This window comes from Gracilibacillus timonensis, assembly GCF_900086715.1.
In the GTDB taxonomy this organism is placed as follows: domain Bacteria; phylum Bacillota; class Bacilli; order Bacillales; family Amphibacillaceae; genus Gracilibacillus; species Gracilibacillus timonensis.
In genome coordinates this window covers 99,674-115,979 of sequence record NZ_FLKH01000009.1, presented here as the reverse complement: position 1 = coordinate 115,979, position 16,306 = coordinate 99,674, and the positions used below count along the sequence as shown (strand labels likewise).

14 protein-coding genes are annotated in these 16,306 nt (G+C 39.8%); 8 read left to right on the top strand and 6 right to left on the bottom strand.

Annotation, left to right across the window (positions count from 1 at the left end):
• Nucleotides 1-65: 65 nt before the first annotated feature.
• Nucleotides 66-2,291 (bottom strand): helix-turn-helix domain-containing protein, encoded by a 2,226-nt coding sequence (locus tag BN6556_RS02740; RefSeq protein ID WP_066186879.1) that lies wholly within the window; start codon nt 2,289-2,291, stop codon nt 66-68.
• 27 nt (nt 2,292-2,318) lie between these two features.
• Nucleotides 2,319-2,963: a YesL family protein gene (locus BN6556_RS02735; protein WP_066186877.1), complete on the bottom strand. Its 645-nt coding sequence runs from the start codon at nt 2,961-2,963 to the stop codon at nt 2,319-2,321.
• 291 nt (nt 2,964-3,254) lie between these two features.
• On the opposite strand from BN6556_RS02735, the gene BN6556_RS02730 reads away from it, so the two are divergent.
• The 4 genes from BN6556_RS02730 (at nt 3,255) to BN6556_RS02715 (ending at nt 7,113) form a co-directional block, all read left to right on the top strand.
• Complete coding sequence (locus tag BN6556_RS02730) at nt 3,255-4,277, top strand: ABC transporter permease (protein ID WP_066186875.1); 1,023 nt, start codon at nt 3,255-3,257, stop codon at nt 4,275-4,277.
• Between the two features lies 1 nt (nt 4,278).
• Nucleotides 4,279-4,953 carry an ABC transporter ATP-binding protein gene (locus tag BN6556_RS02725; RefSeq protein ID WP_066186870.1) on the top strand — a complete coding sequence of 225 codons (675 nt, stop codon included), beginning with the start codon at nt 4,279-4,281 and terminating at the stop codon, nt 4,951-4,953.
• Nucleotides 4,954-5,038: 85 nt separating this feature from the next.
• Nucleotides 5,039-5,719 carry a response regulator transcription factor gene (locus tag BN6556_RS02720; RefSeq protein ID WP_066186865.1) on the top strand — a complete coding sequence of 227 codons (681 nt, stop codon included), beginning with the start codon at nt 5,039-5,041 and terminating at the stop codon, nt 5,717-5,719.
• Nucleotides 5,716-7,113, top strand: a complete 1,398-nt coding sequence (locus tag BN6556_RS02715) for a HAMP domain-containing sensor histidine kinase (protein ID WP_066186862.1) — start codon at nt 5,716-5,718, stop codon at nt 7,111-7,113. The genes BN6556_RS02720 and BN6556_RS02715 overlap by 4 nt, the downstream gene beginning before the upstream one ends.
• 270 nt (nt 7,114-7,383) lie before the next feature.
• Here BN6556_RS02715 and BN6556_RS02710 read toward each other — a convergent pair whose 3' ends face one another.
• The 4 genes from BN6556_RS02710 to BN6556_RS02695 all read right to left on the bottom strand — a co-directional run bounded on the left by BN6556_RS02710 (nt 7,384) and on the right by BN6556_RS02695 (nt 11,908).
• Nucleotides 7,384-9,123 carry a glycoside hydrolase family 35 protein gene (locus BN6556_RS02710; RefSeq protein ID WP_066186856.1) on the bottom strand — a complete coding sequence of 580 codons (1,740 nt, stop codon included), beginning with the start codon at nt 9,121-9,123 and terminating at the stop codon, nt 7,384-7,386.
• A gap of 250 nt (nt 9,124-9,373) precedes the next feature.
• Complete coding sequence (locus BN6556_RS02705; RefSeq protein ID WP_066186852.1) at nt 9,374-10,147, bottom strand: acetoin reductase; 774 nt, start codon at nt 10,145-10,147, stop codon at nt 9,374-9,376.
• Between the two features lie 131 nt (nt 10,148-10,278).
• On the bottom strand, nt 10,279-11,055 hold the full coding sequence (locus tag BN6556_RS02700) for an SDR family NAD(P)-dependent oxidoreductase (protein ID WP_066186849.1): 777 nt from the start codon (nt 11,053-11,055) through the stop codon (nt 10,279-10,281).
• A 253-nt stretch (nt 11,056-11,308) separates the two neighbouring features.
• Nucleotides 11,309-11,908: a TetR/AcrR family transcriptional regulator gene (locus tag BN6556_RS02695; protein ID WP_066186846.1), complete on the bottom strand. Its 600-nt coding sequence runs from the start codon at nt 11,906-11,908 to the stop codon at nt 11,309-11,311.
• A 186-nt stretch (nt 11,909-12,094) separates the two neighbouring features.
• Between BN6556_RS02695 and BN6556_RS02690 the strand changes: the two genes are divergently transcribed.
• The 4 genes from BN6556_RS02690 to BN6556_RS02675 all read left to right on the top strand — a co-directional run bounded on the left by BN6556_RS02690 (nt 12,095) and on the right by BN6556_RS02675 (nt 16,287).
• Entirely contained in the window at nt 12,095-13,306 is a 1,212-nt protein-coding gene (locus BN6556_RS02690) for an MFS transporter (RefSeq protein ID WP_066186843.1), read from the top strand.
• Nucleotides 13,307-13,596: 290 nt separating this feature from the next.
• Entirely contained in the window at nt 13,597-15,252 is a 1,656-nt protein-coding gene (locus BN6556_RS02685; protein ID WP_066186840.1) for a collagen-like protein, read from the top strand.
• Between the two features lie 189 nt (nt 15,253-15,441).
• Nucleotides 15,442-15,741 (top strand): hypothetical protein, encoded by a 300-nt coding sequence (locus tag BN6556_RS02680; RefSeq protein ID WP_066186838.1) that lies wholly within the window; start codon nt 15,442-15,444, stop codon nt 15,739-15,741.
• A 144-nt stretch (nt 15,742-15,885) separates the two neighbouring features.
• Nucleotides 15,886-16,287 carry a hypothetical protein gene (locus tag BN6556_RS02675; protein ID WP_235817440.1) on the top strand — a complete coding sequence of 134 codons (402 nt, stop codon included), beginning with the start codon at nt 15,886-15,888 and terminating at the stop codon, nt 16,285-16,287.
• The last annotated feature ends 19 nt before the right edge of the window (nt 16,288-16,306 follow it).

Genomic DNA, 16,306 nt, shown 5'->3' with positions numbered 1-16,306 from the left:
GTAAGTATAATAATTTTGAGTTCGTATAAGAAAAAGAGCTACTTTTGCAGCAGCTCTTCGTTTTACTATTCTGTATAAAATTGGCGGTATTTCCCTGGTGTCATCCCTACCTCATTTTTAAACTTACGGGTGAAATTGGCAACATCTTTATAGCCAACATCCATTACAATTGCCTTAATTGGTTTATCCGTAGTAGTCAGCTGTTTCTTGACTTCCTCCATTCGCAAATATTGTACATATTGCTTAAAAGTGTAGCCCGTCTGTTCTTTAATAAATCGGCTTACATAAGAGGCGGACAAGCGAAACTCAATAGCGATTTTTTCCAAGGAAAGATCGTATAACATAAAATACTTATTCAAGTAATCAGTAATATCGTTTTTCAATTGCTCATTATGGCTCTTCTTACTCTCATTCACTTCTTTACAAGCAGTTTCCATTAACTTGAATAACTCCTGATGTAATTGTTCATATGAACGAAAATCAAAGATTCGCTCATAGGTTTCTCGAGATGGTTTTATTCCCATTTCTGTGATGGTTTTAATGACGGTATTAATCACATCGAAACAAATTGCTCTTAAGAATGATAAAGACTGCTTATTGTTTTGAAAAGATTTAAAAATAGAAGACAAGGTTTCTTGTGCAACCTCTTTATCACCTTGTTTAATACTTTGAATAATTTTCAATAAATCTTCCCTTGGATACCCTACAGCAAATTCATGCTCTTTCATCTCTTCAAAATAAAGGTTACTTCCCTCACTGTATAAATATTTATAATCCAAGGCGGCTAGTGCTTCAATATACGATCGGTTAATCATTGTTTTACGATCGTAAATCTTTCCCACTCCCACCATCGGTTTGAATCCTAAAACATCTTTGACCTCATCATTCATTTTTTGTACAAATTCTTTACGTTTTTTTTCAGCAGTTTGCAAATTACCTTTAAATTTGACAATTAGTGCAACAGCATCCATATTCAATAAGTCAATACCGTAAGCTGTTATATCCTTGGTGGAGACATTGGTAAATAATTCATAAATGGTTTCACGTTCTATAATTTCCTCGTTAGATAGTTTTTCTTCTAACGATACAATTAAAGAACAATAATAATCCCCATCAATATCCAGATATAGTGTTTCGTTATAGTTATCAATCTCTTCTTCTGTAGAAAAATCACCTTTAATGATCTTCGTTAAAAACTGGTCCTTGGCAAAGGTTTGATGTTTATAGATCGTTTCACTCAACATTTCATGATCTTCAAATACGGATGTCACCGTTCGTTTAATGGTTTCTAATTCATTAATGCCTTTTGAGTCTGTTTTTCGATTCTTATTAATAGAGTTAAAGAGCGATCGAATCGGCTGATATTGCCTTCTAGCCAAGAATAAAGTTAATACACTTCCGATGATAAACAGACTCACACATAATAATACCATGACAATAACCGTATTGGATAATCGCTCAAAAAACTGGGAACTCTTCATCATGATAACAAATTTCCAGCCTGTCTCTTCTGATTCTACAACAGCCATCGAGTAACTCTCTCCATCTAGCTTTATGCTGTTAACTTCACCAAAGGTCCGTTCTTCCAAACTTATATTTGATATGTCAATCTCTTCCTCATTAGCCGTTTCCGCAATAACTTGATCATGCTCTGACAGAATATAGGCATTACCTCGCATATCATTCATCGTATTGGCAATAAGCTCATTCATTGTTCTTTCACGAATAACATAAGCAACTGTGCCATAACTATTATTATTATCTAATGTTATCGGTACAAAATAATTAATATACTGAAATTTTCCACTCTGTCCCTCTTCCTCATCCACAATGGAGGTGACAGGTACATTTGCCTCTATCGCCTCATCAATCATCTCCGCATCCCAATTATATTGTTCAAAAGCAGGCTGCAAGGAAGAAGAACCCTTTGATGAATAAATAGCATCCGTTCCATGATAGTAAATCATCAGCTCATCAATAATAGAACTGTTTGCCTTATATTTTCTTAATTCATTGATTGCCTCAGAACTATAGTATTGATGTCGGACCATATAAGGAGTTAGTCTCGGGTCATAGGCAATTCGATTAGCGATCATATCCAACTCTTGCATTCGTTCATCTGTAATTGTGGCCACTTGTTCTAATTTACCAATATTCGATTGCTCGATCTCCTCTTTCAAATCCGAAACAGAGTTCAAATAAATAATTGAACACATGACAACAAAAGGTATAAAAAACATAATAAAATAGGAAAATATATATTGTTTAAATAATTTTGACTTTATCACCATGTCCCCTCCTGCACATGCACCTGTTGTTTAATTTTCTTCCGGTTCTGGGTCTGACTCTTGCATTGCTGCACTCTTCTCTTCAACAGCAACACAAGCTCGATAAGAGAACCATAACAGAGGATAAAGGGTTAATGGTACACCCATAAATATCACTAGAACAGGTAAGAAATTGTATAAGTAATATAATGGAAACAAAGCAATTAACATCGCTAATGACTCAAATGGACGAATAAGCCCAATCAGAACGGTCTGCTTAAAATAACGGAAAAAGGTGAGCTCATATCGATTATAGACAACGAAGAAATGAAATACAGTGATCGTATATAACACCATAATAACAACAATAAATATATGAAAATAAAAAGATTGAATCATATCTCTGGAAATTACATAATCAGCATAAAAAAATATACCGATAACAAACCAGATCAGACCTAATCCATTCCCTTTCAAAAACGCTTTCTTATATGTTTGCCAAAACACTTTATAAACCGAGATATCGCTACCTTCTTTAAACCATTTATGTATGACGGCAGCCGTAGCCAGTGTGGCGGGCACTATTCCGAATATTCCTAAACCAATCGCTGTAAAACCATACCACAATACTTGTAAATACATCATATTAAACAACCAATTACCAAACTGATAAAAAAAACGCATGAAGCCGTTCATTTGCGATCCCCCTACTATCTAAAACTCTCTCATTACGATGGAATGTATGACGTAGATTGCCATTTTAATATGTTGCACCTATTTTTCCAATTTACGACAAAAAACGCCCTTGCCAACTTATTCTTCTATTTTAACACTATTTATCAACCATTACACTAACAAAAATAATTTAGACCATGCCTCCAACCCGGCTTTTATACATAATAGCTTTATTCTTGATTGTAACGTTTTGTTCATCTTTCATTCATAAAGCGATCGTATACTTGAAAGGAAGGTATTGGAGGTATGAAAATGAAAATAGGATGGAAAGAAATCAAAAAGAATAAAATACGTTTTTTAATATTGGGATCCATCGTCTTTTTGGTTAGTTTATTAACATTTATGATATCAGGTCTGGCAAATGGGCTTTCCCAAGACAATGCCGCCTTAATTAAAAATTTACCAGATGGCACCATCTATATGTCAGCAGACGCCGAGGATAATTATAACCTATCAAGTATCGATAACCAACAAATAACCACTGATAATCAGGCAACAGCTTTTTCGATTCAAATGGGGTTCTTACATGATCAAACAGATAAACAACACAGCGTAGCATTTGTTACGTCAACCAATTCGGATGATTTTGTTCAAGTAGACGATGGAGATGTAATCTTGGATCAAACCTTGCACGAAGAAGGTATACAAATAGGTGATACACTTACGAGCCAGCAAACTGATCAAAACTTTACCGTGACTGGATTTGTTGATGAAAGTAAATTCAGTCATGCACCGGTAGCTTACCTGCATGTAGAAGACTACCAGCAAATGTATCAGACCGATCAGATGCAATTAATCTTCTCACCAGATAATCAAGCGGCGATTGATGACGAAAATTTGCAAGCGTACTCCCTGTCAGAATTTCTCAACACCATTCCCAGTTACCAGGCAGAACAGTTGTCACTCACGATGATTATTTGGTTTTTGATTGTTATAAGCGGGTTGTTATTCGGAATTTTCTTTTATATGATGAATGTCCAAAAGATGGGACTATATGGGATTCTAAAAGCGATTGGTGTAAAGACAACGACCTTGTTTGCTATGATCTGGGGCCAAATGCTATTCATTACGATCATCGCACTGATTTTTTCTACCATTTTCAGCCAATTGTTTAATCTGTTTGCTCCAAAGGGTATGCCATTTCATTTAACCGGTGCTACCACTTTGCAGCTTTCAATCATCTTTTTGATCATAGGTTTCTTAGGGGCTACCATTTCTGGTCTTCAAATTCGAAAAGCCGCCCCCTTACAAGCTATTCAACAAGGAGAGAATTAACATGTCGATTTTAACATTATCAAATATCCATAAGACATTTAAAACAGGAGAGATAGAAGAAGAAATCATCAAAGGAATTGACCTTGCTCTGCCACGAGGAGGTATCACAGCACTTACCGGGGCTTCCGGATCTGGAAAAAGCACACTGCTTACCATTGCTGCAGGTCTGCAGCCAGCTACTAGCGGTCATATTTATTTTGACTCTATAGATTTGACCAGCTTAAACCCTGATCAAGTGCGGAAAATTCGGGCTGAACAATTTGGATTTGTGTTTCAATTTGCCCACCTTGTCCCTTTCTTAACAGTAGCAGAGCAGCTGACTTTTATGTTAGAGGTAGCGATTACGAAACAAAACAAAAAACAACAAGCTCAAGCAGTCGAACAGCTACTTGAACGTGTAGACATGCAACATCGTTCTTCCGCTTATCCCTCCTCCCTATCCGGCGGAGAAAAACAGCGGGTAGCGATTGCCCGTGCCGTTATTCATCAACCACAGGTATTATTCGCTGATGAACCAACGGCAAGCCTTGATTCCAAACGATCTACCGAAGCTATGAACTTAATTCGTGATATAACGAAACAATTGGACATCACCACCTTGATGGTTACCCATGATTCCGATACGTTATCTTATGCAGATCACGTCATGGAGATGCAAGACGGGAAATTATGTTAATATGATAAGAACAGATGTGATAATGTATCAGCTTAAAATCCCTAGATCGCTGACCTAAAATAAACAAACATAGGAGTTATGAAACATGACCAATATTCTAATTGTAGATGATGACCAACATATGTTGAAGTTTGTCGAGCATCATTTAACTACGCAAGGTTATATCGTCCATCAGGCACAAGATGGTGTACAAGCGCTATCTGTATTAAAAAAACAAGCATGTCAACTAGCGGTAGTGGATATCATGATGCCATTTATGAATGGTTATGAATTAACCAGAGAAATTCGCAGTCATTATGATATTCCCATTATACTACTGACGGCAAAGAATCAGATTGAGGATAAGGAGCAAGGCTTTTTTGCTGGAACGGATGATTATTTGGTCAAACCATTTGAACCAAAAGAATTAGTGTATCGCATCAAGGCACTGCTCAGGCGTTACACTCCTACCAATGAAACGTCCTGTATTCAAATGGGACAAATCAAAATCGACAAAAAAAGTTATGAAGTGTTCACGCTTAATCGTACGCTGCTTTTACCACTAAAAGAATTTGAATTGTTATATTTACTAATGTCCCACCCTTCGCAAGTTTTCTCCAGAGAACAACTAATCGAGCAGATTTGGGGAATCGATTTTCAAGGAGATGATCGAACGGTGGATGTGCATATCAAACGATTACGAGAAAGGTTTCGTGATGTAACCGATGACTTCCAGATAAAAACAGTGCGAGGAATCGGATACTCATTGGTGGAAAAGCAATCATGAAATCTTTTTATATCAAATATGTCGCAATGACGGTTTGTATTATGATTATCAGCAGCGTAATTGCTTTCCTTGTATGTAACATTTATTATCACCATGCCTTAAAACCGGACAACGATCAAAAAAATACAGAAATCGCTCAATCGATTACTGCCTATATTGATAACCATCCAGATGTTCATCTCGAGGATTATTTAGAAAACATCGCCCAAGTCGGCTATCAATTATATCTCGTTGATGCCCAGGGAGAGGATACATTTTTCGGTTCCTCCTTTCGTGAAACTGCACTGCCTGGTCAAACCAAAAAACGCGTACTATCTGGTTCTACCTATCACGGTATCGCCGAATTCCCTAACCAAACCTTTGTCACTGGTTTTTTTGCGAATGAATTGCAGAATACGATCGGCGTTCCTATCACTCACCAAGGAGAAAGCTATGCCTTGTTTATCCGACCTGATATCAAGCTGTTATTCAATGAAATGCACTGGCTGTTTGCTTGGCTATTATTATTAACGATTACCTTAAGTGTTTTGCTGGTGTTGTTCAGCACGAAGTACTTAGTTAAACCGATCAGTAAACTAACCAAGGCAACAAAAAAAATAGCCGATGGTACATTTGATGTGTCACTTCATAGCAAACGAAAAGATGAGTTAGGAGAGCTCACTAATAGTTTTGCTTCGATGGCGAATAAACTAGGACAAATGGAAGATGTACGAAAAGAATTTATTTCCAATATCTCACATGACATTCAATCACCATTAGCCAACATCAAGGGTTATACCAATATATTGGAAGATCATTCGTTAGATGAACGAGATCGAAAGGAATATATCGACATCATTAATGGAGAAATTACAAGATTATCCTCCCTAACAAAACAATTACTACTGCTAGCGTCCTTGGATCGTGATCAGGATATCCTCAAAAAGAAATCGTTCCAACTTGATCAACAATTAAAGGAATTAATTCGTCATTATCAGTGGCTGATCAATGAAAAAGGCATGATGCTCAGTTATTCCCTTCCAGATATCGTTTTTTATGGAGACCCATCCTTGCTCCATACAGTCTGGGACAACCTGCTATCGAATGCTATTAAATATAACAAAGAGAATGGCAGTATTATGATGGAAGCGAGAGAAACGGAAGAAGCAGTGACGATTATATTTGAAGATAGTGGCATTGGCATATCATCAGAGGAAATAAAGAGAATTTTTGATCGTTTTTATCGAGTCGACGCTTCCCGCACAAGAGCGATAGAGGGTTCTGGTTTGGGGTTGTCGATTGCTGCCAACGTGGTCCAGTTACATGAAGGAGAAATCACTGTTAAGAGTACAGTCGAGACAGGAACTGTATTTACGGTGCAACTTCCGAAGAAACGGCATGTTAGTGAAACTTAGAATAATATCAAGAGCAATTCCAGAACGATGTGACAGTTCTTTACTTCACAATGATTGCTTAGTTTCTTTCGCTCGTATACTGAACCGTGTACCATTCATTGCTACGATCAATATGCTTGCGGACGGTTCTGTACGTATTCCGGACGTTTTGGGATTCTTTCCGGACAGTTCCACTCGGATTCCAGACGGTTTCGTATTATGTCAACTAGACTCCCACTTAACAAGCTTCGTTTCTACTGAACGAAGCTTGTTAGTGGGAACGATCACTATTTAGCCTAGGGCTGGAGTGTCTCTCAAGCTAATTTTATCCGATTCCCTGCGATGTAACTCAAAGATAATGATTTCATTTTCTCCTTCTCTCAGCAGTGGTCCAGGCAGATACAATGTTTGTTGCGGCCCCTTATGCCAATATCTCCCCAGGTTGAATCCATTAATAAAGACAACACCTTTTGTCCAACCTTCAAGAGAAACAAAGGTATCGGCTGCTTCTTTTACATGAAAATTGCCCCTGTAAAAAGCTGGACTTTGCTCATCTGCGCCAGTATCATAAGCCAGTCCCGTTAAATCAGTTAGCGATAATGGATAGATCGTCCAGTCGTAAAGAAATTGATTACCAATCCGTATACCCTCGGTAATGCCTTTCTCATCCCATAAGTGTGGGCCATAATTAACCCTGCCCATATTCTCTACCAAAATAGCGAGCTCCAACCCCTGTTCTGGAATCGTTAACGGTACGCCTCTGGGATCCCAGCGTTCGACCACGTCTAGCAGCACGCCATCAGCAAAAACTAATGCCCGATCATGTACCTCCTGTAAAGTCAAATCACCGGACTCCCTAGGACCCGGGATAAACGTTTGATACAGAATAAAGCCATAATCCTGACCGATTTGTTCCATCGTATTTGGATGCTTAGATAGAATGGCTTTACTGATATTTTTCAAGTTAGCAAACAAAGAAGCTTGCTCTGCTAATCTAATTTCTCCATAATCCTGTTTAGATATCGGCTCAGGTAATACCAAATCGGGCAATTCAAAGTGCCGTTCAAGCACGTTTCTTATTTGATAGAATTTTTCGGTTGGTTCCCCTGCTTCATTCAGTGGCGCATCACTGTCATAGCTTGTAATCGTTGGTTCATACGTATCGAACAGATTCGCCCCGTTGTAAAAGCCAAAATTGGTACCCCCATGAAACATATAAAAATTCACGGAGCCACCCTCTTGTAATATACCATCTAATACATCAGCCACTTCTTTTGCATCCCTGGTATGATGCTCTTCCCCCCAATGGTCGAACCAGCCATTCCAGAATTCCATACACATCACCGGCTGATGACACTGGTATTCTCTTAATTTAGTAAACGATCCCACTGGATTTGAACCAAAATTAACGGTTTCAAGCACATCAGGAATCATCCCACCTTGAAGCATCGAATCCTCCGCGCCATCAGAGGTAAATAACAATACATCCATCCCACGGGTGCGCATGCTGTCTCTTAGATATTCTAGGTATGCGGTATCATTTCCAAAACTACCATATTCATTTTCGATCTGCATCGCTATGACTGGACCACCATTTGTTGATAAATATGGTTGAAGGAGTGGTAATAAACGATCAAAGTAAGCGTCTACCTTTTCTAAAAATGGCTGGAATGAGGAGCGCAGCCTCATATTCCTATCTGCTAATAACCATGACGGAAGTCCACCAAATTCCCATTCTGCACATATGTAAGGGGTAGGTCTTAAGATCACAAATAATCCTTGTTTTTCCGCCAATTCAATAAAAGCAGTCAAATCTGCCATACCTTCAAAATAAAATTGACCTTCTTGGGGTTCATGAAGATTCCAAGGGATATATGTCTCCACACTATTAAACCCACAGGCCTTCAGTTTAGCCAGACGATCCTGCCAATATTCCGGCACCACCCGAAAATAATGAATAGCTCCAGATACGATGGTTATCGGTTTGTCTTGATAGATAAATTGTGCTTGATTCGTTGTTAAATTTGTCATAGGTTCTCCTTTCTTCTGTCCTTTTTAGATTGCTTCTATTATTTTATCATTAGTAGCACACGGAGTATAACATGAAATATCGCACAAATACCCAAGCTTCACCAGTTGATTAGCTTGGGTATTTGTGCGCTCCATAGAGGTTGTTCAATAAAAATGGTGCCTCGAACTCCTCTTAGTGTCGGTGTTGGCATTGTTGCCGCAAAATTACCGACGGATCCTTTTCATCAAACGATTTGAATCATACTTATGTTTACCTAAATACGATCCCGCCATCGGTAAGGATGGATTGACCTGTAATATAGTCAGAATCATCTGAAGCCAAAAAGGAGACTAAATTAGCCACATCTTCTGGCTCCTGCGGCCGACCTAGCAAAATACCCTCAGAGAATTTTTTAAAGGCATCGCCGGGTTCCATATTATCGTAATATTTCACCATTTCCTTATCGATACGATCCCACATTGAGGTTCCAGCAACACCTGGACAATAAGCATTCACGCGAATATTATCTGCAGCCAATTCCTTTGCCGCTGTCTGTGTAAAAGAACGTACCGCATGTTTCGTTGCTGAATAAGTACCTAACATTTCATAGGATTCATGTCCAGCAATACTACAAGCATTGATGATCTTGCCTTTTGATTGCTGTTTTTTGAATTGCTCTGCAGCTGCCTGGGTCCCAAATACCGTTCCATTTACATTAATCGCAAATGACTTAGACAGCTCATCTTCATCAATATCTAAGAAAGGCGATACGGCATCAATCCCCGCATTATTCACAAACACATCTAATTGTCCAAACTCTTTGACTGCCTGTTCAACCAAGTTAAATTGGTCATCTCTTTTAGAAACATCGCCTTTTACCGCGATGGTCTCGATTCCCACCTCGTCAAATTCCTTTAATGTTTCTTCTAACATGTCTTTATTTATATCATTTAAGACAATGCGAAAACCGTCTCTCCCCAACCTTTTTGCGATTCCTTTGCCTAATCCTCCTGCTGATCCGGTAACTATCGCAACTTTTGCCACAATAAAACCTCCTTAGTAAAAATTCGTGTTGTGTTGTCACATTATTACTATTCCTTATTATTGTGGTTTTAAACAACGCAAGTTTTATTTGCCAAATGCCTCATCAGAAGAAGACAAGAAAGTCTGCGATATCATAATGCAGTATAACCCCCATCAATCGTAAAAACGGAACCTGTTGCAAAAGAAGAAGCTTCAGACGCTAAGTACAGTGCAATACCGCCTAGTTCTTCAGGCTGTCCTGGTCTGCCCATCGGCGTCATTCCCATCCATGTTTCCGTTATTCCTCCTTGCTCAAAAAATTTCTTCGTTAATTCTGTTTCCATGTATCCTGGAGCAATCGTGTTTACTCGGATATTATACTTAGCCCACTCCATTGCCAGACTTTTCGTCAACATAATAACCCCGGCCTTAGACGTGTTATAAGAGGCTTGATACTGTGGTGTGTTTACGACCAAGCCAGACATAGAAGAAATATTGATAATAGATCCTTTTTGCTGCTTGATCATTTGTTTACCCACTAATTTTGCCGTAATAAAAACACCATTTACATTGATATTCATTACTTTTTGCCAATTTTCAAGCGAGGTTTCTTCCGCTTCTTCATTCATAACAATACCAGCATTATTAATCAACACATCAATCTGACCGAAGCGTTCGACCACTTGATCGACCATCTGCTGTACCTGTTCTTCATTAGTTACATCTGTTTGTATGGCTAATGATTCAACACCTTCTGCTTCACTGAACTGTTTCGCCGTTTCCTCTGCTTTCGGTACATCAATATCAGCAATCACAATCTTAGAACCCGCTTGTGCTAAAGCTTCGGCCATAGCTTTTCCTAAGCCGGTTGCTCCCCCTGTTATAATCGATACTTTGTTCGTTAAATCATACTTGTCTAAAATTTTCATTTTCTTCCCTCCATGAAATGAATCGCTTGTCCGATAATGTCAGCTGGATGCATGAACCATTAAATGCATTCCACAAAGACCGCCTAGTTTGATGTAGTCTTTTTATGTAACGCATTTATAATCGTAAGTGCTTACATTGTAGCATAATTAATTACTAAATAGCATTATTTCAACCTGAAAGTGACCTAGTTGATGTTGTGGAACAAACATGATCGTGGGACCACATCATCTGAGTGTAGCCCCTCTTCATAAACTAACTGTCAGTAACAGGGTGCATAATATTATTCCAAAACATCTCCCACACCTGTTCCATATGGCATGTAATATCTTCCTCCGCATAAAGCATTGTTTCATTATATAGACCCTCTAATAGATAAAAAAAGGTATGTGTCATTTGTGAAGTTGTGTAATCTTTTCTAATTTGCTGCTGTTGCTTTCCTGTTTCAATAATTGTATGTATCCCTGATTTCACCACTTGATCACCTTCTATTACATAGCGCTTTACATTCTCTTCTAATCCTGTTGGAGGATAAATATAGAAACGATTATAGAAATTCATTCCTGCTTCATCTTTAGGTAATTCCAATATATAGGCCTGCAATATAGCATATAATTGGCTGGAAGCACCGGAATCTTTCTCCTTTTCAATAGCAGCTTGAATAAATGTTTCGTACTCGGCTGACATTTGATCAAGAACAGCCAAAAACAAGGCTTCTTTACTATTAAAATGGGCATATAAGGAAGGCTTTTTTATCCCTACTTCCTTGGCAATCATTGCTAGAGTAGTACCTTCATATCCATATAATGAAAATAATTCGACACTTACTTTGAGAATAACATCTTTTGTTTTCATTCATAATCTCCTTTGACTTTTATTTTTCATTGATATATAATTTTTGAATAACAAACTAACGGTAGGTAGGTTATTATTTGGAACAATTATTTCCCTTTTATTATAACGCAAATGACTACCTAATTTAACATAAACAAACAACAAGGTCATGCAGGCAATGGAAACTAGGATAAAGGAGAAAAATAAATGGAACATTCTACAACACCATTAATGCGCAATCGTACCTTTGTATTGTTGCTAGTAGCAGGAATTTTTGCTGTCGTTGGCTTCAGCATGTTTTTAACCACAACGACATGGTACGTTGTCACGGACATTGGCAGCAGCAGTTCACTAGGAATCGTACTAATCGTGGCAACCGTACCCAGGCTCGTCATGATGATCTATGGGGGTGTACTTGCAGATAAATATAAGAAAACAACGATTATGTTTGCGACCAACTTATCGCAGGCTTTTTTACTTTTGGTCATTTACCTTCTTGTAAATAATGGATCTATGACTTTTGTTATTTTATTAGTGATTGCTGGTGTATTTGGTATGCTGGATGCCTTCTTTGGTCCTGCTAGTTCTTCCATGATCCCTAAGATAGTACCAAAACACCAACTTCAGCGAGCGAATGCTTTTTTTCAAGGGGTAGATCAGATTTCTTTTGTTATTGGTCCTATATTAGCAGGAGCTGCCATGGAATATGCCGGCGTAGCCACCAGTTATCTTATAGCTACTATACTTGTATCATTATCGGCAGTTATTATTTTTCCACCTTTTATTAAAGAAGCTGCTGTAGAAAACGAGGTTGAACAAAATCCACTGCAGGATTTCAAAGAAGGATTGGCCTATGTGCTAAGGTCACAGTTCTTATTGGTAGGACTACTCGTATTAATAACACTAAACTTTTTTGTGTTTGGCACCTTGCATATCGCCATTCCATTACTAGTTGACCTTCATGGTGGCAGTCCGTTGAATTTAAGTTATATGGAAGTGAGCTTGGGAGTAGGCATGATCCTGGGAACCACCATATTAGGCTCTGTGATGATTAAACGTAAGGGACTCGTTTCTTTGATAGGCTTACTGACATCTTTAGTCATCTTCATAGTCTTCAGTCAGGTGCCTAACTTATTTTTGCTTACTGCCTTGGTTTTCTTTATTGGCTTTGCTATGTCCTTTGTGTTTATTCCATTCTTTACAGCCGTTCAAGAGATTACTGAAAATCGCTTAATGGGAAGGGTGATGAGTATTGTTTTTCTTGCTATGAACGGGTTTGACCCTATTTCATACGGCGTAGTTACTGGGCTTATTGCTATAGATGTTTCGATTCAAGTGATTTTACTCTGTTTTGGAGTGGTTGGATTTATTATTGCGATGAGTCTTTTTGTTAAAGCACATGGCTATAAGACAATGTAATATTTACCTTAGTCCACCAAATAATTATCGCAAATATAATTTTCTTATTATTTTTAAACAGTCGAATATACAACCGGCTGTTTTTATTTTCCTCATTAATTAGCCTCTTTAAGCGCAACTAGCTAGAATGCCTGTTTTTACAAGAAAGTATCGAATAATAGCAATCAGTCTATACCGATGATTGTCTTCAGAATATATTGAAGAAGAGCATAACATTTAGGTGGATAATCGTACGTTTGCTTAAACGGTCATGTTTCTTAAAGCTTATTTTTTATGAAAGGAGAATGATAATGTCTCTACCTAATATTCCCGATCTTACTCCCAATATTACCGTTTCAAGAGATGATGTTATCAATTTATTACTTGCTTCCATTGCCATGGAAGAGCTAGGTATTTCTCATATTATTAATGCAGAAGGAGAAAAAATTCAATATGCCTTGGGTACGATACCTGGTTTAACCATGCCAGCCTCATTGGATGAGATTATGGAGGTAAACGAGAGTGTCCAAGATATGCTTTCTACTGCAATGAAAAAAGAATTAATTCTTGATGACAAACTAAAACGTGTGACAAGGATTATGCCTAATGGAGATATTGGACCTACGGGGCCTACGGGACCTACTGGTGATCCAGGACCTACTGGACCTACGGGGGCTACCGGTGATCCGGGAGCTACTGGACCTACTGGCGCTACGGGACCTACTGGGGCCACTGGACCTACTGGCGCTACTGGACCTACCGGCGCTACTGGACCGGCTGGAGCCACTGGACCTACCGGCGCTACCGGACCGGCTGGGGCCACTGGACCTACCGGCGCTACGGGACCTACTGGGGCCACTGGACCTACTGGCGCTACGGGACCTACCGGCGCTACTGGACCGGCTGGAGCCACTGGACCTACCGGCGCTACCGGACCGGCTGGAGCCACGGGACCTACCGGCGCTACTGGACCGGCTGGAGCTACGGGACCTACCGGGGCCACTGGACCTACCGGCGCTACTGGAGCTGTCGGGGCTACGGGACCTACCGGCGCTACGGGACCGATCGGCGCTACTGGAGCCGACGGGGCTACGGGACCTACCGGCGCTACCGGACCGGCTGGGGCTACTGGACCTACCGGCGCTACTGGACCGGCTGGGGCCACTGGACCTACTGGCGCTACTGGACCGGCTGGAGCTACTGGACCTACCGGGGCCACTGGAGCTGTCGGCGCTACGGGACCGGCTGGGGCTACTGGACCTACCGGCGCTACCGGATCCGACGGGGCTACTGGACCTACCGGCGCTACCGGACCGGCTGGGGCCACTGGACCTACCGGCGCTACGGGACCTACTGGCGCTACCGGACCGATCGGCGCTACTGGACCTACCGGCGCTACGGGACCTACTGGCGCTACCGGACCGATCGGCGCTACTGGACCTACCGGCGCTACTGGACCTACCGGCGCTACCGGACCTGCGTTTGCAGAAAATGGATTCTCTGCACGAGTTGGAACCTTATCAATAGATGAATCTATACAAATACAAGGCTTTACTACGGCAGATCCAGGATACCCTAACGCTAGCTTCAACGCACCAGATGGTATATTCACAGTACCTGAAACAGGTCGCTATTCCATCAGTGCAACGATAAACTATCAAACAACTGCCGCAATTACCGTTGACCTTGGAGCGGGAGTAAATCCAGCTTTTGAAGTTCGTCGAATTACACCAACAACTACAACTTTGGTAACCGGGTTATTCCCTGTATTGAACGTAAACGTAGCCTTAGTCCTCAGCTTAAGAGCTGTATTAGGAAACGGAACCGTAACCCTAGCAGGAGAAGCTCAGCTTAGCGCTGGGGATGAGATTGGACTGTTCTATGTAGCAGATGGTTTAACCATCGCCTTAGACATAGGCGGTACAGATCAACAAGGAATTTATTGGTCTATCAATCAAATCGCATAATTCATCGGGCTGGAGCAACATTTTGCTCCAGCCTCTTGTTTTGATTAAATAACCATTTTATCGATCGTTGTTTTATCACCTTTTGCGATCCCAACAACTAGACTCCTGCCCATTTAAGGAACAGCCCGCCTATCTCATACATACAATGGTACCGCAATAACAAATCCATAAAGAAATGAGGAAAACCACTTGTCACAAGCGAATATTCCTAATATTACACCCGAGATTTCCATTGACCGAGATGATGTGATTAATCTCTTGTTAGCTTCGATCGCCTTAGAAGAACTAGGCTTAGCACATATTATTAATGCCGAAGGAGAAAAAATCCAGTATGTACTAGGCACGCTAACAACCCCGCCTAATACAATGGTCGAATTAGATGATTTACTAAGCATTAATGATAATGTCCAGTCCACCTTAGAGGTGGTCCTAAAGAAAGAATTATTACTACAAACCAAGTTAAAAAACATTATCGATATCTTGGAATAACCTGGACTTTTATTCAAGAAAAATTTTCTCGATAAACTGTTCACTAAATCAACGTAAGAGACGTAAGATAAATCAAATGCAGATAAGAGCCTACTTTTTCTAACAAAAGAAAGTAGTGTTTGATAAAGCAAGGAGGAAAAAAAGATGTCAATGCCAAATATCCCTAACATTACACCAACCGTATCCTTAACCCGTTGTGAAACCATTGACTTACTATTATCATCTATTGCACTTGAAGAAATTGGCTTATCCCATATATTAAATGCCGAAGGAGAAAAACTTCAAGCTTTCTTAAAAAACCATGATCATTGCCTGCAAGACTACGTAAAAATAAATCATAGTGTAAACCAAACATTGCGAACGGTGGTTAAATCGCAAATGTTACTCCAGTTTAAGCTCGAAGATGTTGCAGATCTAGACGACTGCGGTTGTGACGAAGGTAAACAAAAACCGAAAAAGCCGGACTGCAATAATTTCCATGAACAACTCCGTTCTAAAGACAGACCTGCTAAACACAAGGGTCATGATCATCATCCCAAAAAATAACGATAATCAAAGGAGGAAA